Here is a 23,688-nt window from a genome sequence, read left to right as displayed (position 1 = left end):
TCACACCCGTTCCCATGCCGAACACGGAAGTTAAGCTCTTCAGCGCCGATGGTAGTTGGGGGTTTCCCCCTGTGAGAGTAGGACGTCGCTAGGCACTTTTGAAAAAGTCTTTCCTTTAGAGGAGAGGCTTTTTTTGTGCGTTTGGAAGGAAAAAGGCCAGTGACCTGAAGGCAAGAAGGGCAAAAGGCTAGAATCTCAAGTGCATTCAGTGCGGACGGCCAGTGACCTGAGTGCATTCAGGGCAAAAAGCCAGGATCACAAGGGTAGAATCCTGATCTGCATTCCTTCAGTCTGGCCGTTATTTCCATCAGCACCGCGATTTATTCCTTCCTTCAGCTGAAATCATTATTCCCTCACCCGTCGCTTCGTCATGTGAGGACATCAGTAGAATACCTTGTGCGGACCTGACTAATCATGGCGCTGAGGGGTGAAAAAATGCTTAATTCAGTATTGGATCGTTTAATGAAGCTGTGAACGGGTATCGTAATAGAGTGAAACAAGATAATATCCATTACTGAAAAGGTGGTATGTCTACAATGAGTAAAAGCGTATTAATGGTATTAACGAACACAAGTGAAATTGATAATGAACATCCGACAGGCTTATGGCTTTCGGAATTTGCAGAACCTTATGTTGAGTTTAAGAAAAATGGCTATGATGTAACAGTGGTAAGCCCTAAAGGCGGCGGAATCCCGTTGGATCCAAACAGTCTGGATGACGGTGAGAATCCATCAGAGTGGAAAAAAGCTGAAGAAGAGCTGCAGAATACTGAAAAGCTCTCCAGTGTAGTATTTGAGAATTTTGATGGCATCTTCCTGCCGGGTGGACATGGTACGATGTTTGACCTGCCAAATGAGCCTCAATTGCAGGACGCATTGTCGCACTTTGCTGAGAATAATAAAGCGATCGGTGCTGTATGTCACGGACCGGCCGGTTTTGTGGATGTAGAGTTGTCTGATGGAACTTATCTGGTTAAAGGTAAGAAAATGACCGGCTTTACAGATGAAGAAGAGAAGGAAACTGGTTTAGATTCTCTTATGCCATTTCTTCTTCAGTCTAAGCTTGAAGAACAGGGCGCTCATTTTGTAGCGCAGGGTAACTGGGCAGAGCATGTCCTGACTGATGGCAAGTTTGTTACTGGACAAAACCCTCAGTCCAGCCAAAAAGCTGCTGAAGCATTTGTAAAAGTATTATAAGAAAAAAGCGCAAATCCTGTATATATAGGGTTTGCGCTTTTATTATTCATTTTTTAAGCAATTCTTCAAACACCTTCTGTACTGCAGTTCCTTCTTCAAATGTAATCAGATTCACCGGCTCTCCAGTGAGGATTGACTGATGAAACGAAGTCAGTAGCGTTTCAGATGCTGATACGGATCTCTCCTGGATTAATTGCAACGGCTGATCGGCTGTTGCATGTTTCAGTTCTGACCACTGATCAAGTGAGAGCACACCTTTTGTTCCATAGATTCTGTACGTTAAGTCATCTTTCATGCCGATTCCGCTGTGGCCATTGATCAGGATTGGCACGTGTCCTGCATTTCCCAGTGCGATGATGCTTGTTTCACTCAGTTCTTCGTTCTCAGGATATAGCGTTTCATTTGACATTATGGCTATTTTTCCAAATAACCGGTGTGTTAACTGAATAAAATGAGGGGTAATCTCTCTGATGAATCCACCTTGTTCATGTTTTGCAATCCAGTCATTTCGCTGCCAGAAACGTGGCCATGTTTCAAATCTCATGGTCAGTTCAATACGGACGATTTCACCGATTGAGCTGAGTTTTTCTTTTAAAAGGGCGACTTCCTGACTGTAGTGCAGGGGAAAATGGATCGCATTGATTACTTTTGCCTCTTTAACAGCTGCTGCCATTGCTTCTGCCTCTTCAGTAGAATTAGCAAGCGGTTTTTCACACAGGATCGCGATTCCACGCTTTGCGGCAAGCAAGGCATAGTGATGATGGTATTTTGGCGGCACAGCTATATAGACAGCATCCAATGAACCGTACTCAATCATCTCTTCTGCATTTGTATAATGGATGGCTTTTAAGCCATGTTTTTCAGTTGTTTGTTTCATAAGATCTTTATTGACGTCGCTGATTGCTGAGACGGTGAAGCCTTCGTGCTGTTCAAATGACGGGATCAGACGCTGTCCGATCGCGCCAAGTCCAATGATTCCGATGGATAACTCTTTCATGATCTTCACTCCTGTACAAATGATAAGACAATTATATCACTTAGACACACGAAGTTATGAAAAGTTCACGATTTAAGGCGTAATGTTCTTTACATTTTCCACTCAGCCTAGTAGGATTGCTTTTAGGATTTGAAAATATCGGAAAAGAGGAGAAGTTATTTGCTTGAAAACAGCTTAGTTATGGTAGCGATCATTTTTTCAATTAATATTTTTTATGTATCGTTTTTTACCATTCGAATGATTTTAACGTTGAAAGGATACCGTTATTATGCTGCAGGTGTCAGTATGGTGGAGGTTGTTATATATGTAGTCGGATTAGGGTTGGTGCTTGATAATCTGAATGAGATACAAAACCTGATTGCTTATGCGTTAGGTTATGGGTTAGGCGTCATTATTGGAATGAAAATTGAAGAGAAGCTCGCGCTTGGTTATATTACAGTTAATGTGATTACGACGGATAATGGTCTTGAGCTTCCGAGAAAACTGCGTGAACTTGGTTATGGCGTTACAGACTGGGAAGCGAATGGACTTGAAGGTGACCGGTTTGCCATGCAGATTCTCACACCAAGGAAATATGAATTAAAATTGTATGACCGCATTAAAGAAATTGATCCAAAGGCATTTATGATATCATACGAACCAAAGGCCATTCATGGCGGATTCTGGGTGAAGAGTGTGAGAAGAAGAATGTCGCAGGAGGAGAAGAATGAGCAAAAAGTGGTTTGACGTTGAAGAGAACGAGTCAATTGGTGACTGCCTTGATCGAATGGCGCAGGAAGGTTATACACCTGTGAGAAGAATGGAAGAGCCGGTGTTTAAAGAAGTAAAAGATGGATCTTCTGTCAGACAGGAGCCAATTAGACAGAAAATCAGATTTCAGGGTCAAAAAAGCGAACAATGAAATGTTCAGAAAATACAATGTTCGCTTTTAGTGTTGACGTTCTGATGTCACCTTGTTATGATGATTACGAAATCAATTGAATGAACGGCCTCATATAAAATCGGGAATATGGCCCGAAAGTTTCTACCCTGCACCGTAAATGACAGGACTATGAGGGAAAGAGTCAGGTACACTCGCATATTCTGCAGGTCTCCTGACATTTGTCAGCAGCTTTCCTTCATTAGTATTAATGAAAGAAAGCTGCTGTTTTTTTATTTATCTAAATAAGAGATCTTTTTAGTAAATGATTAGATTCAGCTGTTGATTTTCGTTCTGGACGAAGACTCCCGCACTGGGCAGGAAAGCGACGTCCTCCACGGAAATCACCAGCGGTTATAAAAGAAATTTACCCGGATGGAGTGAGAGGATGTCAGCACTTGTTAGCGTCATTATGGGAAGTACGTCAGACTGGCCATCAATGAAAAAAGCATGCGAAAAACTGGACGAGCTGCAGGTACCTTATGAAAAGCAGGTAGTCAGCGCGCACCGTACACCAGACCTCATGTTTACATTTGCAGAACAGGCAAGATCGCGCGGTATCAAAGTGATCATTGCGGGTGCAGGCGGAGCAGCTCATCTGCCTGGAATGGTGGCAGCGAAAACAACACTGCCTGTCATCGGGGTACCGATTCAGTCAAAAGCGCTGAACGGACTGGATTCACTTTTATCCATTGCACAAATGCCAGCAGGCGTACCTGTAGCAACCGTAGCGATTGGGGATGCAGGAGCCGCAAATGCCGGTCTTCTGGCAGCCCAGATGCTGTCATCTTTTGACGAAACGCTTGCTGAAAGAATTGCTGCTATGAGAAAGAAGAGTGAAGAAAAAGTACTTGAAAGCAGTGGTGATCTCGTATGAAGAAAATGGTCATGCCACCGGCTGTGATCGGAATTATAGGCGGAGGTCAGCTCGGCAGAATGATGGCGATCGCAGCTAAAGAGATGGGGTTCAAAATTGCTGTTTTAGACCCTTCTGAGAATGGTCCGTGTGCCCAGGTCGCAGACTTCACGATTCAGACAGCTTATGATGACGAAAAAGGTCTTGCAGAGCTGGCAGAACTCAGTGATGTAATCACCTATGAATTTGAAAATATAGATTATGAATCTTTGAAAAAACTTTCTGAAAAAGCATATGTTCCGCAGGGGGCAGAGCTGATTAAAGTGACACAGAACCGCCAGTTTGAAAAAGATTCTTTAACGAAAGCAAATGTTCCGACTGCTTCTTATAAAATCATAGAAAACGAACAACAATTATATGATATGATAGGAACGTTCGTTTTTCCGATGTTATTGAAGACCATTACAGGGGGTTATGATGGGAAAGGACAGGTAAAGCTGAATAGCGAGGATGATATGCCAGAAGCAGCTCAGCTGATCTGTCAAAATGGAACATGTATATTAGAAGCATTTGTCGATTTTGACTGTGAAATCTCTGTCATTGTTCACAGGAACGCACAGGGCGAAACAGTAACCCAGCCAATCGCTGAGAATATACATGAAAACCAGATCCTTCATGCTTCCATTGTTCCGGCAAGAGTGGAGAAAAGCATCAAAGCAGATGCAATCAGGCTCGCAAAACAGGTAGCTGATCAGCTTCAACTGGTTGGTACGCTTGCTGTTGAGATGTTTGTCGGTAAAGAGGGAGAGCTGTATGTGAATGAGCTCGCTCCGAGACCTCATAATTCGGGGCACTACTCGATTGAAGCAACTTCCGCATCACAGTTCCGTCAGCATATCAGAGCGGTTGTGAACTGGCCGCTGCCTGATTCAGATTTATTGAAACCTGCCGTGATGGTGAACCTTTTAGGACAGCATGTTCAGCCTGCATTAACAGCCATTGCAGATTATCCGCACTGGTCACTTCATTTGTACGGAAAAGACGAAGCAAAATTGAACAGGAAAATGGGGCATATCACAATATTGACAGACGATCTTGAGAAGACACTTCATGAAATTGAAGCATCAGATGTCTGGACCCCTGCAGTCGAGGAGGCACAACGATGATTGAACGTTATACGCGACCTGAGATGGGTGCGATTTGGACTGAACAAAACCGCTTTGAAGCATGGCTTGAAGTTGAAATTCTGGCTTGTGAAGCATGGTCAGAGCTTGGTGATATTCCGAAAGAGGATGTAAAGAAAATACGCGATAACGCATCATTTGATGTAGACCGCATTAAAGCAATTGAGGAAGAAACGCGTCACGACGTTGTGGCATTTACAAGAGCGGTTTCTGAGACGCTTGGAGATGAAAAGAAATGGGTGCATTACGGGCTGACTTCAACAGACGTTGTCGATACAGCACTCTCATATCTGTTAAGACAGGCAAATGAAATCCTGCTTGCTGACCTTGAACGTTTTGTAGATATTTTAGCTGAAAAAGCAAAAGAACATAAAGATACAGTGATGATGGGCCGTACACACGGTGTCCACGCTGAGCCGACAACGTTCGGCCTGAAGCTTGCACTCTGGTATGAAGAAATGAAACGTAACCTGGACCGCTTTAAGCGCGCAGCAGCAGGCGTTGAATTCGGTAAAATGTCAGGTGCAGTTGGTACTTATGCAAATATCGATCCATTTGTTGAATCTTATGTATGTGAAAAGCTTGGCTTAACGCCTGCTCCGGTTTCAACACAGACGCTTCAGCGGGACCGCCACGCAGATTATATGGCAACTCTTGCACTGATCGCAACTTCAATTGAAAAGTTCGCCGTTGAAGTCCGCAGCCTGCAAAAGAGTGAAACGCGCGAAGTGGAAGAGTTCTTCGCGAAAGGGCAGAAAGGATCTTCAGCAATGCCTCATAAAAGAAATCCGATCGGCTCTGAAAATATGACAGGCCTTGCACGTCTGATCAGAGGATATATGCAGACCGCTTATGAAAATGTACCGTTATGGCATGAGCGCGATATTTCTCACTCATCAGCAGAACGCGTCATTCTGCCGGATGCAACGATCGCACTGAATTATATGCTGAACCGTTTCGGTAACATCGTGAAAAACCTGACAGTGTTCCCTGAAAACATGAAGCGCAACATGGACCGCACACTCGGCCTGATCTATTCACAGCGCGTATTACTCGCACTGATCGACAAAGGCCTGTCACGCGAAGAAGCGTATGACACAGTCCAGCCGAAAGCGATGGAAGCATGGGAAAAGCAGGTACACTTCCGCGAGCTTGTTGAAGGTGAAGAAAAAATTACGTCAAAATTGTCACCTGCAGAAATCGAAGACTGCTTCGATTATACTTACCACCTGCAGCATGTAGATACGGTGTTTAAGCGCATCGGACTTCTGTAATTCTATTTAAATCATGAAGCAGACACTTTCTATTGATGGTATCGTCTATTTTTACATTCTGAGTTGATCTGAGTGTAAGGCGGTGACTCCAGCGGGATATGACGGAGAGCTGAGGAGGCTCAGCGCCGTCCCCGCAGAAAGCGTTCGCTTGAAGCGAAGATCAACGGTTCACAACTAGGCTTTATGATAAATAATCCCAATATTCCGACATTCGAAAGGATGAAATCCAGTTGAAAAAAGAACAGCTTCTCTATGAAGGCAAGGCAAAGCGACTGTATCAGACAGATGAAAAAGACGTTCTATGGATTGAATATAAAGACTCAGCTACTGCATTTAACGGTGAGAAGAAAGAGACGATTGCGGGTAAGGGTGTGCTGAATAACCTGATCACGAGCCTACTTTTTGAAAAGCTGAAGGGTGAAGGAATTGAGTCTCACTTTATTAAGAAGATTTCTGATCATGAGCAGCTTGTGAAGGCAGTTGAGATCATTCCGATTGAAGTGGTTGTGAGAAGTACAGTAGCAGGAACGCTTGCGAAGCGGATTGGTCTGGATGAGGGAACAAAGCTTCCGAAAACAATTGTGGAGTGGTATTACAAGGACGATGATCTCGGTGATCCGCTCATTAACGAAGATCACATTGAAGTACTCGGACTGGCTTCAGCTGAAGAGCTGAAACTTTTAAAAGAAAAAGGACTTCAGGTAAGTGAGGTCATGACAGCATTTTTCAAAGAAATCGGTCTTGATTTAATCGATTTCAAGCTTGAGTTTGGCCGTGATGAAAATGGACAGGTGCTGCTGGCTGATGAGATTTCACCTGATACGTGCAGGCTTTGGGATATTAAAACGGGTGAGAAGATGGATAAAGATGTGTTCAGACGGAATCTTGGAAGTCTGACAGAAGCTTATGAAAAGGTATTAAACCGACTGGGAGGCGTCAAATCATGATAAAAGTTAAAGTTCATGTAACGTTAAGAGAGAGTGTACTTGATCCGCAGGGAACAGCAGTAAAGAATTCACTTCATGCAATGGATTATCACGAAGTGCAGGATGTACGAATCGGAAAATACCTTGAGCTGTTAATCGAACCATCTGATCGTCCGATTGAAGAGACAGTGAAAGAAATGTGCGAGAAGCTGCTCGCAAATACAGTTATTGAGAACTATGAGTTTGAAGTGGAGGAGGCCGTTACACAATGAAGTTTGCGGTCATCGTATTTCCAGGATCAAACTGTGACATTGACATGTACCATGCAGTAAAAGATGAGCTTGGTGAAGAAGTTGAATACGTCTGGCATGATGAAGCTGACTTAACTCAGTTTGACGGCGTTTTACTGCCTGGTGGATTCTCTTATGGAGATTACCTGCGTTCAGGGTCTATTGCCCGCTTTTCAAATGTGATGAGTGAAGTGGTAAAGGCAGCTGAAGAAGGTAAGCCTGTCCTTGGCGTATGTAACGGATTTCAGATTCTGCTTGAAGCAGGACTGCTGCCTGGTGCCATGCTTCGTAATCAGGGGCTGAAGTTTATCTGCCGTCCTGTCGAACTTGAAGTTGTCAATAACGAAACCATGTTTACACAAGCCTATCAGAAAAATGAGCGGATCACAGTACCAGTCGCACACGGTGAAGGGAATTATTTCTGTGATGCGGATACCTTAAAGCAGCTTGAAGCAAACGGCCAGATCGCTTTTCGCTATGCGGATAACCCAAATGGCAGCCTGCTTTCAATTGCAGGGATCACGAATGAAAAAGGAAATGTCCTTGGTATGATGCCTCACCCTGAACGTGCAGTGGACGAGCTGTTAGGAAGTGCAGATGGACTTAAATTGTTTCAATCAATCGTAAAACACTGGAGGGACTCTCATGTCGTTAATGCTTGAACCGGCACAGCAGCAAATTAAGGATGAGAAAATCTATCGTGAAATGGGGCTGACTGATGAGGAGTTCAGCCTAGTAGAGGGTATCCTTGGCAGATTGCCTAACTATACAGAGCTTGGATTATTTTCAGTCATGTGGTCAGAGCACTGCAGCTATAAAAATTCTAAGCCTCTTTTAAAGAAATTCCCTGTAACAGGTGAGCAGGTACTGCAGGGACCGGGAGAAGGAGCTGGCATTGTTGATATTGGAGACGGCCAGGCAGTGGCATTCAAAATCGAGAGTCATAACCATCCATCTGCGATCGAACCTTACCAGGGTGCGGCAACAGGTGTTGGCGGAATTATACGTGACGTATTTTCAATGGGAGCTAGACCCATTGCGATACTCAATTCCTTACGCTTTGGAGAACTGGATTCTCCTCGTGTTCGGTACTTATTTGAGCAGGTAGTAGCAGGTATTGCAGGTTATGGAAACTGTATCGGTATTCCGACAGTCGGCGGCGAAGTGCAGTTTGATAAATCTTATGACGGCAACCCGCTTGTCAATGCCATGTGCGTTGGACTGATTAACCATGATGAAATCCAGAAAGGTCAGGCAAAAGGTGTCGGTAATACTGTGATGTATGTGGGTGCTAAGACGGGCCGCGACGGGATTCACGGTGCGACATTTGCATCTGAGGAATTAACAGAGGACTCAGATGAGAAGCGCCCGGCAGTACAGGTAGGGGATCCATTTATGGAGAAGCTTCTGCTTGAAGCATGCCTTGAGCTGATTAAAAACGATGCGCTGATTGGTATTCAGGATATGGGTGCGGCAGGTCTGACAAGTTCATCAGCTGAAATGGCAAGTAAAGCAGGTTCAGGTATAGAAATGAATCTTGATCTTGTTCCACAGCGTGAAACAGGCATGTCAGCTTATGAAATGATGCTCTCAGAATCACAGGAGCGTATGCTGATCGTTATTGAAAAAGGACGTGAAGCAGAAATTCAGGAGCTGTTCCACAAGTACGATCTTGATGCAGTAGCAGTCGGAACGGTAACAGACGATAAGCGCCTTCGCCTTGTTCATGAAGGAAATGTCGTAGCAGATGTGCCGGTCGATGCGCTTGCTGAAGATGCACCTGTGTATCATAAGCCGTCTAAAGAGCCTGCTTACTACCGTGAATTCCAGGCGATTGAAAATGCAGAGCCTGAAGTTGAAAATGTTGAAGAAACACTGCATGCACTATTAAAGCAGCCAACGATTGCAAGTAAAGAATGGGTCTATGACCAGTATGACTATCAGGTGCGTACAAACACAGTTGTAACGCCTGGTTCTGATGCGGCAGTCCTTCGTATCCGCGGCACTGAAAAGGCGCTTGCAATGACAACAGACTGCAATTCACGCTATCTGTATCTTGACCCTGAAACAGGCGGAAAGATTGCAGTGGCAGAAGCTGCAAGAAATATTGTCTGCTCAGGCGGACGTCCGCTTGCGATTACAGACTGCCTGAACTTCGGCAGCCCGGATAAGCCGGAGATCTTCTGGCAGATGGAAAAATCAGTGGATGGCATGAGTGAAGCATGCCGCGTGCTGAATGCACCTGTTATTGGCGGAAACGTGTCTTTATATAACGAAACGAACGGTACAGCAGTCTACCCGACGCCGGTTGTCGGTATGGTCGGACTGATTGAAAACCTTGAACATATTACAACACAAAGCTTTAAACAGGTTGGAGATGCCGTCTATCTGGTTGGTGAGACGAAAACTGAATTTGGCGGCAGTGAGCTTCAAAAGCTGACTGCAGGAGAGATTTCAGGTAAAGCACCAGAGCTTGACCTAACAACAGAGCTTGATCGTCAGGAAAAGGTACTGACAGCAATTAAACAGGGGCTTGTACAATCGGCTCATGACCTTGCTGAAGGTGGACTTGCAGTGGCGCTGGCTGAATCAGCATTCGGCTCAGGTCTTGGTGTGACAGCTGAGACAGAAGGATCTGCAGTAACGGAGCTTTTCAGTGAAACACAGTCAAGATTCTTAATCAGTGTGAAACCTGAAAATCAACAGGCTTTTGAAGCACTGACAGGCGCAAAGAAAATCGGTGAAGTAACAGCACAGCCTGTATTAAAAGTTGTGCATAACGGATCAGCCGTCATTGACCAGCCAGTTGAAAAATTTGAAGAGAGCTGGAGAGGAGCAATCCCATGCTTGCTGAATTAAAAGGATTAAATGAAGAATGTGGCGTCTTCGGCGTCTGGGGCCATGAACAGGCTGCGCAGATGACGTATTACGCACTTCAGAGCTTGCAGCACCGAGGTCAGGAAGGAGCGGGTATCGCTGCAACTGACGGGGAAAACTTATCTTTCTCAAAAGGTGAGGGGCTGGTAACTGAAGTATTTAACCAGGAAATGCTTTCTGAGCTAAAAGGACACGGAGCAATCGGTCACGTCCGCTATGCAACAGCAGGAGGAGGCGGTTATGAAAACGTTCAGCCGCTCGTCTTCCGCTCACAAAGCGGCACACTGACACTTGCCCATAACGGGAATCTGGTTAACGCAAACCAGTTAAAGCATCAGCTTGAGCGTCAGGGAAGCATTCTTCAGACAACGTCTGATACAGAAGTGCTTGCCCACCTGATCAAAAGAAGTGGATATGCCTCCCTTGAAGAACGTGTGAAAAACGCACTGACAATGCTAAAGGGTGCTTATGCGTTTGTGATTATGACTGAAACTGAATTAATGGTTGCACTGGACCCGCATGGTTTAAGACCGCTGACACTTGCAAAAGTCGGTGACGGTTATGCAGTGGCTTCTGAAACATGTGCATTTGACATTATCGGAGCGGAAGTGATTCGTTCAGTAGAGCCTGGAGAGCTGTTGATTATTAATGATGAAGGGATCCGCTCAGAGCGCTTTTCATACGCAACGAACCGTGCAATCTGTTCAATGGAATACATTTATTTCTCAAGACCGGACAGTGATATTGATGGAATCAATATTCACTCTGCGAGAAAACGACTCGGCAAACAGCTCGCGAATGAATTTCCGATTGAAGCTGACGTTGTAACAGGCGTTCCGGATTCAAGTATCTCAGCAGCAATTGGCTACGCTGAGGAAGCGTCTATCCCTTATGAAATGGGACTGATTAAAAACCGCTACATCGGCCGTACTTTTATCCAGCCATCACAGGAGCTTCGTGAGCAGGGCGTTAAGATGAAGCTGTCACCGGTAAGAGGTGTCGTTGAAGGCAAGCGGGTTGTCATGGTGGATGATTCAATCGTCCGCGGGACAACAAGCCGCCGGATTGTGAAAATGTTAAAAGAAGCAGGAGCGACTGAGGTACACGTCGTGATCAGTTCACCGCCGATTAAGAATCCATGTTTTTATGGAATTGATACAAGCAGTCACGAAGAATTGATTGCATCCAAGAACTCAGTTGAAGAGATCCGTCAGCAAATTGGCGCAGATTCTCTATCGTTTTTAAGTGTAGAAGGACTTGTGAAAGCAGTCGGGCGTGATGATGAAGGCGAAAACCGCGGTCACTGTCTTGCATGCTTTACAGGAAAGTATCCAACCGAGATCTATCCGGATACACTCCATCCTTATGAAAAAGAATTAGCGCATTAATATATTGGATTGGCTATTTTAAAGCCCAACATTTTTTTAGCACAGCTGGTGATTGTAGCGGAAGGGGGACGACTCCAGCAGGAGAAGCGTGACAGGTGAGACCCCGCAGCGCGAAGCGTGAGGAGGCTTACCGCACGCCCTGCGGAAAGCGGTCCCCCTGCAGCGGAAATCAACAGCCAAATTTTTACAGAGCTATCTGATTAAAAGACCCAACAGCGTATTCAAGGAGGAACATTCATGTCTGATGCCTACAAACAGGCCGGAGTTAACATCGAAGCAGGATACGAAGCAGTAGAACGGATGAAAAAACACGTCAAGCGCACAGAACGTGCAGGTATCATGGGCGCATTCGGCGGATTTGGCGGCATGTTCGATCTGTCGGCACTGAACTATAAAGAACCAGTACTGATCTCAGGAACAGACGGCGTCGGTACAAAGCTGAAGCTTGCATTTGCCATGGATAAGCACGACACAATCGGCATCGACTGTGTAGCAATGTGTGTGAACGATATTGCCGCTCAGGGAGCAGAGCCGCTGTATTTCCTTGATTATCTGGCAGTCGGTAAAGCAGAACCTGAAAAGATAGAGCAGCTGGTAAAGGGAATTGCGGATGCGTGTGTGGATTCAGGCTGTGCGCTAATCGGCGGGGAAACTGCTGAGATGCCTGGCATGTATGAAGAGGATGAATACGATATGGCAGGGTTTGCAGTAGGTGTAGCTGAAAAGAGCAAAATCATTACAGGTGAAGCAATCAAGCCTGGGGATGTTCTAATTGGCCTGCCGTCAAGCGGAATCCACAGTAACGGCTTTTCGCTTGTCCGTAAAGTCCTTCTTGAACAGCAGCAACTGAAGCTGACTGACCGTCCGGATGGCTTTCAGCAAACGCTTGGTGAAGTGCTCTTAACACCGACCCGACTGTATCCAAAAGCTGTAAAAACAGCTCTCGCAGCAGGTGAAGTTACAGGGATGGCGCATATCACGGGAGGCGGTTTCTATGAGAACCTTCCACGCATGCTGCCTGATGGTACATCAATCGAAGTGATGAATAACAGCTGGCCTGTGCTTCCTGTGTTTGATCTGATTCAAAAGGCAGGAGATTTTTCAGATCAGGAAATGTTCAGCGTGTTTAATATGGGGATTGGCTTTGTATTTGCAGTCCGACCTGATTATGCAGCAGCGGTTCAGAGAAAGCTTGCCGATTCAGGTGAAGAGAGCTTCGAGATCGGTCGTGTAACAGCTGAAAGCGGAAAGAAGGTAACAATCTATGAGTGATATAAAATTTGCTGTATTTGCATCAGGAAGCGGAAGTAACTTTGAAGCAATTGCACAGGCAGTACGCGACGGCAGATTAAAAGGTTCACTCGTGTTACTTGTAACAGATAAACCTGGCGCATATGCAGTTAATCGTGCAGAAGCATTGGGGATTGAAGTGTGTGCACTCAATCCGAAAGATTTTTCGTCAAAAGCTGAGTATGAGACAGCAATCCTTGAAATGCTTCATCAAAAAGAAGTAGAATGGCTGGTATTAGCAGGGTATATGAGACTCATCGGATCCGTCCTTCTTCAGGCCTATCCAAGGCGTATTGTTAACGTCCATCCATCACTTCTTCCTGCTTTTCCGGGGAAAGATGCACTCGGACAGGCAATCGACAGTGGCATGAAAGTAACAGGTGTCACAATTCATTACGTGGATGAAGGAATGGATACAGGTCCTGTCATTGTACAGGAGCCATTTAAAATTCCTGACGGTTGGGAAAGAGAAGAGATTGAAAAGGTGATTCATGGCATTGAACACCGTCTTTACCCTGAAACACTTAATCAGCTATTTGCTGAAGCATTGGAGGAAACAAAATGACTAAACGTGCGTTAATCAGTGTATCTGAAAAAGCAGGTATCGTGGAATTTGCAGAACAGCTGAAGGCACTTGGCTATGAAATCCTTTCAACAGGCGGCACAAAAACACTGCTTGCTGATAATGGAGTTGAAGTAAAAGGTGTCGATGAAGTAACCGGTTTTCCGGAAATCCTTGAAGGACGCGTAAAAACACTTCATCCATCTATTCACGGTGGACTGCTTGCCAAGCAGGATCAGCCGGATCACCAGCGTCAGCTTCAGGAGCAGGGAATTGAAGCGATTGACCTTGTGTGTGTAAACCTCTATCCATTCCAGCAGACGATCGCAAAGCCGAATGTATCATTTGAAGATGCTGTTGAAAATATTGATATCGGCGGACCGACTATGCTGCGTGCAGCTGCTAAGAACCACGCATACTTAACGGTTGTTGTTGATTCAGAGGATTATGAAAAGGTGATTGAAGAATTAAAAGCAGGTGGCGTTTCACCTGAGTTCAAAAAGCGTCTCGCTGCAAAAGTGTTCCGTCATACTGCAGCTTATGATGCTTATATCGCACAGTACTTAACAGAGGAATCTGGTGAAGAAAACCCTGAGCGAATCACGGTGACATATGAACGCAAGCAGGATCTGCGCTACGGTGAGAATCCTCACCAGAAAGCAGCATTCTACCGTAATCCGCTCGGCTCTGAATTTTCAATCGCACATGCGCGCCAGCACCACGGAAAAGAGCTTTCCTACAACAATATCAAAGATGCCGATGCAGCCCTTCAGGTTGTAAAGGACTTTGATCAGGCAGCAGCAGTTGCTGTTAAACATATGAACCCATGCGGAGTAGGCACCGGTGACAGCCCTCAGGAAGCTTTCCAGAGAGCATTTGAAGCAGATTCCACATCTATTTTTGGCGGAATTGTCGCATTCAACCGTGGTGTTAATAAGGAAACGGCTGAAAAACTGGCTGATATTTTTCTTGAGATCGTCATCGCACCTGCATTTTCAGAGGATGCACTTGAAATTCTCACAAAGAAGAAAAACATCAGACTGCTTACTGTTCCATTTGACCGTCACGTAAAGCATGAATACATTTACACGTCAGTTGAAGGCGGTCTGCTTGTGCAGCATCAGGATAATTATACGCTTGAAGATGCTGACCTTAAAGTCGTAACGAAGCGTAAGCCGACTGAAGAAGAGTGGGCAGCAATGAAAACAGCCTGGAAGGTGGTGAAGCACGTTAAGTCGAACGCAATTGTCGTTGCTGAACCTCATATGACACTGGGCATTGGCGCAGGTCAAATGAACCGTGTCGGAGCAGCCAAAATCGCGCTTGAACAGGCGGGCGAACGCGCGAAGGGAGCTTCGCTTGCTTCAGACGCTTTCTTCCCGATGAATGATACAGTTGAAGCAGCTGCTAAAGCTGGCATTACTGCGATTATTCAGACAGGCGGATCGATTAAGGATGAAGATTCGATTAAGAAAGCTGATGAATATGGCATTACGATGGTGATGACCGGCGTACGTCATTTTAAGCATTAATTCGAATTAGGTCTGTGATCAATGGCGTTTGATCTCCATTCCAGGCGGACGCTTTCCGCGGACGAACGGTCAAGCCTCCTCAGGCAGAAAACCACTGCCTTCCGGGGTCTTTCCCGATCGTTTTTCCGCCGGAGTCGCCGCCTTCCATTGCGATCAACGCTTTGCATATGAAAGGTTTAGCGCTTTTTAGAGTTATCCCATTTAATTTGTGTATGTATGAACGAAACTTCTCTATTTACGTAAGAGGTCCATGTCAAAGCCGCTTACAGAATATATTTAAGCCGGCTTCTTCATGGGGCCGGCTCTTTTTAAAATTCAGCTATGTTAAAGTGAACTGTTGTATTAGTACAGCTGGTGATTGCAGCGGAAATTACCAGCCACCTTTAACAGAGCCTCTAAATATAGTATCAGGAGGAATCATCATGAATGTACTGGTTATCGGACGTGGAGGGCGCGAGCATGCGCTTTGTTATAAATTTTCGAAGGATGATTCAGTCAGTAAAGTTTTCTGTGCACCGGGAAATGCCGGTATCGCTACTCACGCAACATGTGTTGAGATAAAGGAAACAGATCAGCATGCACTTGTTGAATTTGCGACGAGCAACAATATTGCATTGACTGTAATCGGTCCTGAACAGCCACTCTCAGAAGGGTTGGCTGATGCGTTCGCAGCTGCCGGGTTAAAAGTATTCGGGCCCTCTCAAAAAGCATCTGCAATAGAAGGCAGTAAAGCTTTTGCAAAAGAGCTGATGAAACAATATGATATTCCAACAGCCGGTTATGAGACTTTTACTGACTTTGCGGATGCTTCTGCCTACATAAAGCAAAAAGGTGCGCCAATTGTGATAAAAGCTGATGGTCTGGCAGCGGGTAAGGGTGTCGTTGTAGCCATGACGGTAGAAGAAGCTCTTCAGGCGGCAGAAGATATGCTTGAGCACAACCGCTTCGGTGCATCCTCTGCGAAAGTTGTTGTAGAAGATTTTCTGGATGGTGAAGAATTCTCACTTATGTGTCTGGTAAACGGGAGCAAGATTGTTCCGCTTGCCCTCGCGCAGGATCATAAAAGAGCGTATGACAATGATAAAGGGCCTAATACAGGCGGAATGGGTGCATATTCACCTGTTGCCCATCTTCCTGCTGAAACTGAAGAAACGGCAATGAAAGAGATCATTAAACCGGTTGTAGAAGCAATGGAGAAAGAACAGCTTGATTTTACAGGTGTATTGTATGCAGGGCTGATTCTGACTTCAGAGGGGCCGAAAGTGATCGAGTTTAATGCCCGCTTTGGAGATCCTGAAACGCAGGTCGTACTGCACAGATTAAAATCTGATCTGGCTACACTTTTATTAAATCTCTTAGATGGTGAGACCGGAACTCCAGATTGGTCAGATGAAACAGTAGTGGGGGTGGTCATTGCATCAGAAGGCTATCCGGGTGACTATCAGAAAGAACAGCCGCTTGAATCAATATTAAAAGCAGATACTTTCTTTTATCATGCAGGGACGAAAAACTCAGATGGCGGGATCGTTTCTGATGGGGGAAGGGTGCTCCTTGCAGCTGGTGTGGGAGAAAACGTGGCAGCTGCACAAACGCAGGTTTATCAGGCCTTACAGAGCGTTCACTCAGAGCATTTCTTCTATAGAAAAGACATAGGTAATAAAGCATTAAAAAGAAGTTAGAATATTCTAATTTAATGACTAAAACGGAGTAATTGAGAGCAATTACCTGTTAAACATTCTTTTTGCACCTGAAACAGGGTTTTTTCACGCTTGCATCATTACGTTCTTAGATTATAATGAGAGTACAATAATTCTCTATAAAGAACAAAAGGGGTGATCCTATGGTGCGAAAAGAATGTCCAAAGTGTACGCGTTCCTCATATAGCAGCGGTACACGAGAAGTCTGGAACTGTCCGGTCTGCGGAGAAGATCTGACCGCATATCCTTCCTTGAGAGCAATCTCTTATTACGAGCTGAATCAGTCAATTCGTCAATCTGCGTACCACCATTCTCCAAAATAAGCCAATAGAGTATTGTAACATAAATTTAATGTTGAAAAAGTCAGAATATTTAGGTGTATATGACTATTTATTTGCTGGGACATGGGTGCTAATATATATTCATAGCACAAATAAATTTATTTTTCAAACTTTTAACCCGATGTTTAGCCCAATGCTGCAATCGCTTTGAGAGAACAGAAAAAGGCAAACCACCTGAAAAGGTGGGACGCAAAGCTAACGGGTCTAAGGCCAATATAAAAATAGGGAGCTATGACGGCTGAGCCGCCTGAAGTACTGTAGAAAGTATTTTAGGAGGGGAATGTAATGGGTCGGAAAAACGAAGTTGATGTTGAGTGGATGGCGCTGATTGAGGAAGCTGTACAGGCGGGTATCTCGCCCGAGGAAATTAAAAAATTTCTTGAAGGGACAGGCTTGAACAGCTGGGGAAGGAATGATTTAGTTGTTGGTTGAACCGGATTTAAGGCGATAAAATAGCCTGTGCATCAGCAATGAGCTGCACAGGCTATTTTTGATTGATACGCCATTTATTGAATTCAATAAATTCTTTAAATTGTTCTTTTGAAATCCCAGATTCCATTGCAGTCTTTGCAAGATTGACCCATTCGCTGTCTACATTATTCTCATCACTATCAGGATCAAGCAGAGAATTTACCGTGACTCCGAGAACCGGAGCGATTTTTTCCAGAAATTGAATGGATGGATTTTTTTGAAGATTTCTTTCCAGAGAACTGATATATGATTTTGCTACCCCTGCCTGATCCGCCAGTTCAGTCAGCGACATTTTCTTTTCTTTTCTTAAAGACTTAACACGATCTCCAATCATCCCAATCACTCTCTTTGCTCAAATATTCTTATTTTTATCATATCATACAAACGTAAAAAGACCACCGATAACTGAAAGGACAATACTCTTTATTTCTGAATATTTTGTTTACTCTTTTAAAATCCCCTTGCAGCCTTAACTTGAAACACCTTTTAAATACTTTTTTTCATCATATCAATTTTTTCATCAAAAAACAGGAATCATATATATACTTTTTTAAAATAATGTTCAACGATGCACATTATCAAGAAAAAATCACATTTCTTTTGTGCGGTGACGCGTAAAATATGGTAAGATGAATGAAACTTTTAAGGATATTATTGGAGTGATGAGAGTGGAACAGAGATTCCCCTGGAAGATCAGTCATTTGAGAGACCATTCTTCTATTCTGGATGGGACAGCATCTCCTGATCTCGTATTGACAGACGCACATTATCTTAATTCATCTCTTCATCAATGGATGAAGGGTAATATATGGATTTATCAGGACAGAATTGTCTATGCAGGAAGCAGCATGCCTGAAAAAATGAATGGTACTGAAATCATTCAACTGAAAGATAAATGGATCGTGCCGGGCTACATTGAACCGCATGTACACCCGTTTCAGTTGTATAACCCGCAAAGCTTTAGTGAGTATGCAGCTGCGCGTGGAACGACAACATTTATTCAGGATAATCTCATGCTGCTTTTATTATGCGACAAAAAGAAAGCGCTTCCTTTTATGCAGCAGTTTAAGGCTTCGCCACTTAACTATTACTGGTGGAGCAGATTAGATTCACAGACTGAGCTGAGAAATGAAGAAGATGTTTTTACTAACGGTGAGGTTTTATCATGGCTAGATGACCCGAGTGTTTTGCTTGCAGGTGAGCTGACTGCATGGCCGAAGCTTGCTGAGGGGGATGACCTTCTCCTGAGCTGGGTACAGGAAGCACGCCTCCGCTATAAAAGAGTAGAGGGACATTTGCCGGGGGCATCTGAGAAGACAATCGCTAAAATGACACTTTTTGGTGTGACAGGTGATCATGAATCGATGACAGGTGATGACGTCTGGAAGCGTCTTGAACAGGGACTTGCAGTGACATTAAGACATTCATCGATCAGACCGGATCTTGCACAGCTGATCCGCGAGCTGAAGGAGAAGCAGTTACATTCCTTTGACTCACTGATGATGACAACAGACGGATCAAGCCCTTCATTTTATGAAAGCGGCGTCATGGATCAGCTGATCAAAATTGCAATCGACGAGGGTGTTGAGCCGATTGAGGCTTACCATATGGCAACATATGCAGTCGCAAAATATTACCGCCTTGATTATATGCAGGGAATGATTGCAACGGGCAGGCTTGCTACATTAAATATTTTAAGCGATCCTAAAAATCCTGTTCCGGAATCAGTGATGTCTAAAGGAAAGTGGATTAAAAAAGACGGGGTCGTGCAGGAGCAGGAATTCCAGCCTGACTGGTCTTCTATCCAGCCTCTTGATATTAAATGGGATATTGACCATGATGACCTTCAATTCTCAATGCCATGTGGAATGAATATGGTGAACAATGTCATCACAAAACCTTATTCGGTATCAATTGACGCCAGTGTCAATGAATTGTCAAGAGATCATGATGAAAGCTTTCTGATGCTGTTAGACCGGCATGGCGAATGGAAGATCTGTACGCTGATCAAAGGCTTTGCATCTGATCTCGGCGGCCTTGCTTCATCATTTTCAAATACAGGAGATATTCTGCTCATTGGTAAAAGTAAGCAGGACCTGATAGACGCCTTCAATAGAATGAAAGAAATCGGGGGCGGAATCGTGCTGACTGATAAAGGTGAAAGGCTTCATGAGATTCCACTTGCCCTTGGAGGTGTGATGTCAGATCAGCCGATGGAAACGCTGATTGAACAGGAAAAGGAACTCAGAAACGTATTGAATAATCGCGGCTATGCTTTTGATGATCCTGTCTATACACTACTGTTTTTGAGTTCAACGCATTTACCTTATTTAAGGGTGACTCAGCGGGGAATATATGATGTAAAGAAGAAAACGGTACTCTTTCCAACGATAATGCGTTAAAATGTAAAAGAGTCCTAATTTCAGCTGAGCACACGTTTGCTCTTGCAATACTTTTAAAAGGAGCTGTATCTGTCTGATGCAAATCGATAAATTAAGAGGGAAGGAACTGGACCAGCTATGCGAAGCCGTCCTTTCACTTAAAGACAAAGACGAAGCCTACCGATTCTTTGATGACTTGTGCACAATAAATGAAATACAATCTCTTGCTCAGCGCCTAGAAGTAGCCAGAATGCTGCGTGATGGAAATACCTATCATAAAATAGAAACACAAACAGGTGCAAGCACCGCAACCATCTCACGTGTCAAACGCTGCCTGAATTACGGTAATGACACTTACGCAATGGTACTCGAACGCGTTCATCAGAGTGATGACAGCGGACAAGAGAAAGAATAAGTCAGCTCAAAGCCTCCTGAAATCAGGGGGCTTTTTGATTCGTTCAGAACTTCCTGCCCACTTCTCTTTTAGAGACCGTTTTTCGGTGCTATAATAGGACGGATAATGAGTGTTCGAATGGAGGATTTGGCATGTACGATGTCCGGGAATGGAAACATGTTTTTAAACTGGACCCTAATAAAGAAATATCAGATGAAGCCCTGGAGCAGATCTGTGAATCTGGAACAGATGCAGTGATGGTTGGCGGTTCTGATGGTGTAACACTTGAAAATGTATTAGATCTCATGGCGCGCGTGCGCAGATACACAGTTCCATGTGTACTCGAAGTATCTGCCCTTGAAGCAATCACGCCAGGCTATGATTTATATTTTATCCCAACCGTGTTGAATACAAATGATCCGAAATGGTTTAAAGGACTGCATCTTGAAGCAGTAAAAGAGCATGGAGATCTGATGAACTGGGAAGAAATTCTCGCAGAAGGCTATTGTATCCTGAATCCTGACTGCAAGGCCGCAGCACTTACAGGAGCAGATGCAGCGATCAGTGATGAAGAAGTGATCGCATATGCACGAATGGCTGAACATCTGTTTTCACTTCCGGTTTTTTATATGGAGTACAGCGGGACCTATGGAGATCCTGCACTTGTGAAAAAAGTAAGCAGTGAGTTAAGTGAAACGGTTTTATTTTACGGAGGCGGCATCAAAAACAAAAAAGATGCACGTGAAATGGCAGCTTTTGCAGATGTTATAGTAGTTGGCAACATTATTTATGATGATTTAAAAGAAGCGTTGAAAACAGTTTTAGATTAAAGTTGTCCGGTAACTGAATTCCGGTCTATAATAAGAACAAACGTTCGAGGTGGTGCGACAATGCAATTTTTAACAGACCGTCTGCTTAATGGAATGAACCCGGAGCAGGCAAGAGCAATAAAAGCAACAGATGGACCTCTGCTGATTATGGCAGGAGCGGGTTCAGGGAAGACTAGAGTACTGACACACCGGATCGCGTATTTAATGATTGAAAAAGGAGTAGCGCCATATAACATTCTGGCGATTACCTTTACGAACAAAGCTGCGCGTGAAATGAAAGACCGTGTAGGAAACATACTTGGCGGAGCGGCTGAGGATGTATGGATTTCAACATTTCACTCCATGTGTGTGAGGATTTTAAGAAGAGACATCGACAGAATCGGATATAACCGCAATTTTACAATCCTTGACTCAACTGATCAGCAGTCTGTTATCAAACGGATTTTAAAAGACAAAAATCTGGATCCGAAAAAATTTGATCCACGCGCAATTTTATCTGCAATCAGCTCAGCGAAAAATGAACTGACAACACCGGAACAATACGCTAAGGATGCGGGCAGTTACTATGATCAGACAATCAGTGAAGTATTCACTGAGTACCAAAAGAGACTGAGAAAAAACTCGGCGCTTGATTTTGACGATCTGATTATGCAGACGATCCACTTATTTGAGCGTGTACCTGAAGTGCTTGAGACCTACCAGCGCAAATTTCAATATATTCATGTGGATGAGTATCAGGATACAAACCGTGCTCAGTATATGTTAGTCAAACAGCTGGCATCACGCTTTAAAAATCTGTGTGTTGTCGGGGATTCCGATCAGTCCATCTATCGCTGGAGAGGGGCGGATATTACAAATATCCTGTCCTTTGAAAAAGATTATCCGAACGCTACAGTTATATTACTTGAACAAAATTATCGTTCTACTGAGAAAATACTTGATGCAGCAAATGCTGTCATCCAGAACAATCCGAACCGGAAAGCGAAAAATCTCTGGACGGATAAAAAGGGCGGACAGAAGATCACATATGTCCGCGCTGACAGTGAGCAGGGAGAGGGACAGTTTGTCGCCGGAACGATTAACGAAATGGTCCGCTCCGGTAAGAGAAAGCCATCTGACTTTGCGATCCTGTACAGAACCAACGCGCAATCCCGTGTGATGGAGGAAGTACTCATGAAATCAAATATTGAGTACACAATTGTCGGCGGGACAAAGTTCTATGACAGAAAAGAAATCAAGGATATCCTTGCCTATCTTCGTCTGGTGGCGAACCCTGATGATGATATCAGTCTGATCAGAATCATCAACGTGCCAAAGCGCGGAGTGGGTTCGACTTCTCTTGATAAAATTGCAAATTATGCAAGGGATAACGAGATGTCTATGTACAACGCACTCGAACTTGCGGATTTTATTGGACTAAGCGGAAGAGCAGCTAAAACGGTTCTTGAATTTCGTGAGTTCATTAAGAACTTTACTCAAATGCAGGAGTATCTTTCAGTGACGGAATTAGTAGAAGATATTATTGACAAGTCCGGTTATCGTGAATCGCTTCAGGCGGAAAAAACAATTGAAGCCCAGAGCCGTCTTGAGAATATTGATGAATTCTTATCTGTGACAAAAGAATTTGAAAAAGCAAGTGATGATAAGAGTCTGATTGCTTTCTTAACGGACCTTGCTCTTGTTGCAGATATTGATCAGCTCGATAAGGATGATGCGCCTGCAGATGCTGTTACATTGATGACACTTCACTCTGCAAAAGGGCTTGAATATCCCGTGGTCTTTTTAATGGGCCTTGAAGAAGGGGTGTTCCCGCACAGCCGTTCACTGATGGAAGAAGCAGAAATGGAAGAAGAAAGACGCCTGGCATACGTAGGCATTACACGTGCAGAAGAAGAGCTGTTTATTACCAATGCACAAATGCGTACGCTGTTTGGCCGGACAAATATGAATCCGGTATCGCGTTTTATCGCGGAAATCCCGGCAGAGCTGCTTGAAGAGCCAATGAAAAAAGAATCAGTTTCTCCAGGCAGAAGCTTTGGCTCACCTGCAAAACCAAGCCCGAGAAAAGCACCTGTCAGGCGCCCGGCTGCGCGCAATACAGGCGGCAGTGATATGGGATGGAGTGTCGGTGATAAAGCACAGCATGGCAAGTGGGGTACAGGAACAGTAGTCAGTGTAAAAGGAGAAGGCGATTCGATGGAGCTTGATATCGCATTTCCAAGTCCAACCGGCGTGAAAAGACTGCTGGCAAAATTCGCACCTGTGAATAAAGTCACTTAAGGA

22 protein-coding genes, 1 rRNA gene and 2 riboswitches are annotated in these 23,688 nt (G+C 44.4%); of the genes, 21 read left to right on the top strand and 2 right to left on the bottom strand.

The features are described from left to right. Together rrf and JOD21_RS15260 are read left to right on the top strand one after the other, a co-directional pair. Positions 1-94: ribosomal RNA gene (gene rrf / locus JOD21_RS15265) — 5S ribosomal RNA — on the top strand; the annotation flags it as partial. A gap of 442 nt (positions 95-536) precedes the next feature. Beyond that, a complete protein-coding gene (locus tag JOD21_RS15260) occupies positions 537-1,196 on the top strand; it encodes a type 1 glutamine amidotransferase domain-containing protein (RefSeq protein ID WP_204730454.1) in 660 nt (219 codons plus the stop codon). Between the two features lie 46 nt (positions 1,197-1,242). Here JOD21_RS15260 and JOD21_RS15255 read toward each other — a convergent pair whose 3' ends face one another. Beyond that, entirely contained in the window at positions 1,243-2,193 is a 951-nt protein-coding gene (locus tag JOD21_RS15255; protein ID WP_204730453.1) for a Gfo/Idh/MocA family protein, read from the bottom strand. Between the two features lie 159 nt (positions 2,194-2,352). On the opposite strand from JOD21_RS15255, the gene JOD21_RS15250 reads away from it, so the two are divergent. From JOD21_RS15250 to JOD21_RS15180, 15 genes are all read left to right on the top strand, one after another. Beyond that, entirely contained in the window at positions 2,353-2,919 is a 567-nt protein-coding gene (locus JOD21_RS15250; RefSeq protein WP_204730452.1) for a DUF2179 domain-containing protein, read from the top strand. Beyond that, a complete protein-coding gene (locus JOD21_RS15245; RefSeq protein WP_204730451.1) occupies positions 2,900-3,094 on the top strand; it encodes an NETI motif-containing protein in 195 nt (64 codons plus the stop codon). Before JOD21_RS15250 ends, JOD21_RS15245 begins: the two co-directional genes overlap by 20 nt. 70 nt (positions 3,095-3,164) lie before the next feature. Continuing rightward, a riboswitch (purine riboswitch) is annotated at positions 3,165-3,265 on the top strand. A gap of 235 nt (positions 3,266-3,500) precedes the next feature. Beyond that, positions 3,501-3,989 carry a 5-(carboxyamino)imidazole ribonucleotide mutase gene (gene purE / locus JOD21_RS15240; RefSeq protein WP_204730450.1) on the top strand — a complete coding sequence of 163 codons (489 nt, stop codon included), beginning with the start codon at positions 3,501-3,503 and terminating at the stop codon, positions 3,987-3,989. Further along, positions 3,986-5,134 (top strand): 5-(carboxyamino)imidazole ribonucleotide synthase, encoded by a 1,149-nt coding sequence (gene purK / locus JOD21_RS15235; protein WP_204730449.1) that lies wholly within the window; start codon positions 3,986-3,988, stop codon positions 5,132-5,134. The genes purE and purK overlap by 4 nt, the downstream gene beginning before the upstream one ends. After that, positions 5,131-6,426, top strand: a complete 1,296-nt coding sequence (gene purB, locus JOD21_RS15230) for an adenylosuccinate lyase (protein WP_204730448.1) — start codon at positions 5,131-5,133, stop codon at positions 6,424-6,426. Before purK ends, purB begins: the two co-directional genes overlap by 4 nt. Positions 6,427-6,656: 230 nt before the next feature. Further along, positions 6,657-7,373 (top strand): phosphoribosylaminoimidazolesuccinocarboxamide synthase, encoded by a 717-nt coding sequence (purC, locus tag JOD21_RS15225; RefSeq protein WP_204730447.1) that lies wholly within the window; start codon positions 6,657-6,659, stop codon positions 7,371-7,373. Continuing rightward, positions 7,370-7,624 (top strand): phosphoribosylformylglycinamidine synthase subunit PurS, encoded by a 255-nt coding sequence (purS, locus tag JOD21_RS15220; protein ID WP_204730446.1) that lies wholly within the window; start codon positions 7,370-7,372, stop codon positions 7,622-7,624. The genes purC and purS overlap by 4 nt, the downstream gene beginning before the upstream one ends. After that, complete coding sequence (gene purQ / locus JOD21_RS15215) at positions 7,621-8,304, top strand: phosphoribosylformylglycinamidine synthase subunit PurQ (protein WP_204730445.1); 684 nt, start codon at positions 7,621-7,623, stop codon at positions 8,302-8,304. The genes purS and purQ overlap by 4 nt, the downstream gene beginning before the upstream one ends. Beyond that, positions 8,288-10,501, top strand: coding sequence for a phosphoribosylformylglycinamidine synthase subunit PurL (gene purL / locus JOD21_RS15210; protein ID WP_204730444.1), 2,214 nt, complete (start codon positions 8,288-8,290; stop codon positions 10,499-10,501). Before purQ ends, purL begins: the two co-directional genes overlap by 17 nt. Beyond that, complete coding sequence (gene purF, locus JOD21_RS15205; protein WP_204730443.1) at positions 10,486-11,907, top strand: amidophosphoribosyltransferase; 1,422 nt, start codon at positions 10,486-10,488, stop codon at positions 11,905-11,907. The genes purL and purF overlap by 16 nt, the downstream gene beginning before the upstream one ends. 237 nt (positions 11,908-12,144) lie before the next feature. Beyond that, a complete protein-coding gene (gene purM / locus JOD21_RS15200; protein ID WP_204730442.1) occupies positions 12,145-13,179 on the top strand; it encodes a phosphoribosylformylglycinamidine cyclo-ligase in 1,035 nt (344 codons plus the stop codon). Next, complete coding sequence (gene purN, locus JOD21_RS15195; protein ID WP_204730441.1) at positions 13,172-13,762, top strand: phosphoribosylglycinamide formyltransferase; 591 nt, start codon at positions 13,172-13,174, stop codon at positions 13,760-13,762. Before purM ends, purN begins: the two co-directional genes overlap by 8 nt. Then, positions 13,759-15,291 carry a bifunctional phosphoribosylaminoimidazolecarboxamide formyltransferase/IMP cyclohydrolase gene (gene purH / locus JOD21_RS15190; protein WP_204730440.1) on the top strand — a complete coding sequence of 511 codons (1,533 nt, stop codon included), beginning with the start codon at positions 13,759-13,761 and terminating at the stop codon, positions 15,289-15,291. Before purN ends, purH begins: the two co-directional genes overlap by 4 nt. Before the next feature lie 422 nt (positions 15,292-15,713). Continuing rightward, positions 15,714-16,970 (top strand): phosphoribosylamine--glycine ligase, encoded by a 1,257-nt coding sequence (gene purD, locus JOD21_RS15185; RefSeq protein WP_204730439.1) that lies wholly within the window; start codon positions 15,714-15,716, stop codon positions 16,968-16,970. 513 nt (positions 16,971-17,483) lie between these two features. Then, positions 17,484-17,580, top strand: a riboswitch (cyclic di-GMP riboswitch). A 34-nt stretch (positions 17,581-17,614) separates the two neighbouring features. Next, complete coding sequence (locus JOD21_RS15180) at positions 17,615-17,761, top strand: anti-repressor SinI family protein (protein WP_204730438.1); 147 nt, start codon at positions 17,615-17,617, stop codon at positions 17,759-17,761. Positions 17,762-17,813: 52 nt separating this feature from the next. Here the strand turns inward: JOD21_RS15180 and JOD21_RS15175 are convergent, their stop codons facing one another. Continuing rightward, the gene (locus tag JOD21_RS15175) at positions 17,814-18,134 is read right to left on the bottom strand and encodes a helix-turn-helix domain-containing protein (RefSeq protein WP_204730437.1); all 321 of its coding nucleotides are present in this window, start codon (positions 18,132-18,134) and stop codon (positions 17,814-17,816) included. Between the two features lie 334 nt (positions 18,135-18,468). Between JOD21_RS15175 and JOD21_RS15170 the strand changes: the two genes are divergently transcribed. The 4 genes from JOD21_RS15170 (at position 18,469) to pcrA (ending at position 23,685) form a co-directional block, all read left to right on the top strand. Further along, entirely contained in the window at positions 18,469-20,202 is a 1,734-nt protein-coding gene (locus JOD21_RS15170) for an adenine deaminase C-terminal domain-containing protein (protein ID WP_338032911.1), read from the top strand. Between the two features lie 76 nt (positions 20,203-20,278). Next, on the top strand, positions 20,279-20,596 hold the full coding sequence (locus JOD21_RS15165; protein WP_204730435.1) for a YerC/YecD family TrpR-related protein: 318 nt from the start codon (positions 20,279-20,281) through the stop codon (positions 20,594-20,596). Between the two features lie 131 nt (positions 20,597-20,727). Beyond that, positions 20,728-21,405 carry a heptaprenylglyceryl phosphate synthase gene (pcrB, locus tag JOD21_RS15160; RefSeq protein WP_204730434.1) on the top strand — a complete coding sequence of 226 codons (678 nt, stop codon included), beginning with the start codon at positions 20,728-20,730 and terminating at the stop codon, positions 21,403-21,405. A 60-nt stretch (positions 21,406-21,465) separates the two neighbouring features. Then, a complete protein-coding gene (gene pcrA, locus JOD21_RS15155) occupies positions 21,466-23,685 on the top strand; it encodes a DNA helicase PcrA (protein WP_204730433.1) in 2,220 nt (739 codons plus the stop codon). Positions 23,686-23,688 lie beyond the last annotated feature (3 nt).

The organism is Jeotgalibacillus terrae (assembly GCF_016908195.1).
Classification (GTDB): domain Bacteria; phylum Bacillota; class Bacilli; order Bacillales; family Jeotgalibacillaceae; genus Jeotgalibacillus; species Jeotgalibacillus terrae.
Note: the sequence above shows the minus strand (reverse complement) of the source record. Positions and strands in the feature narration are given on the sequence as shown.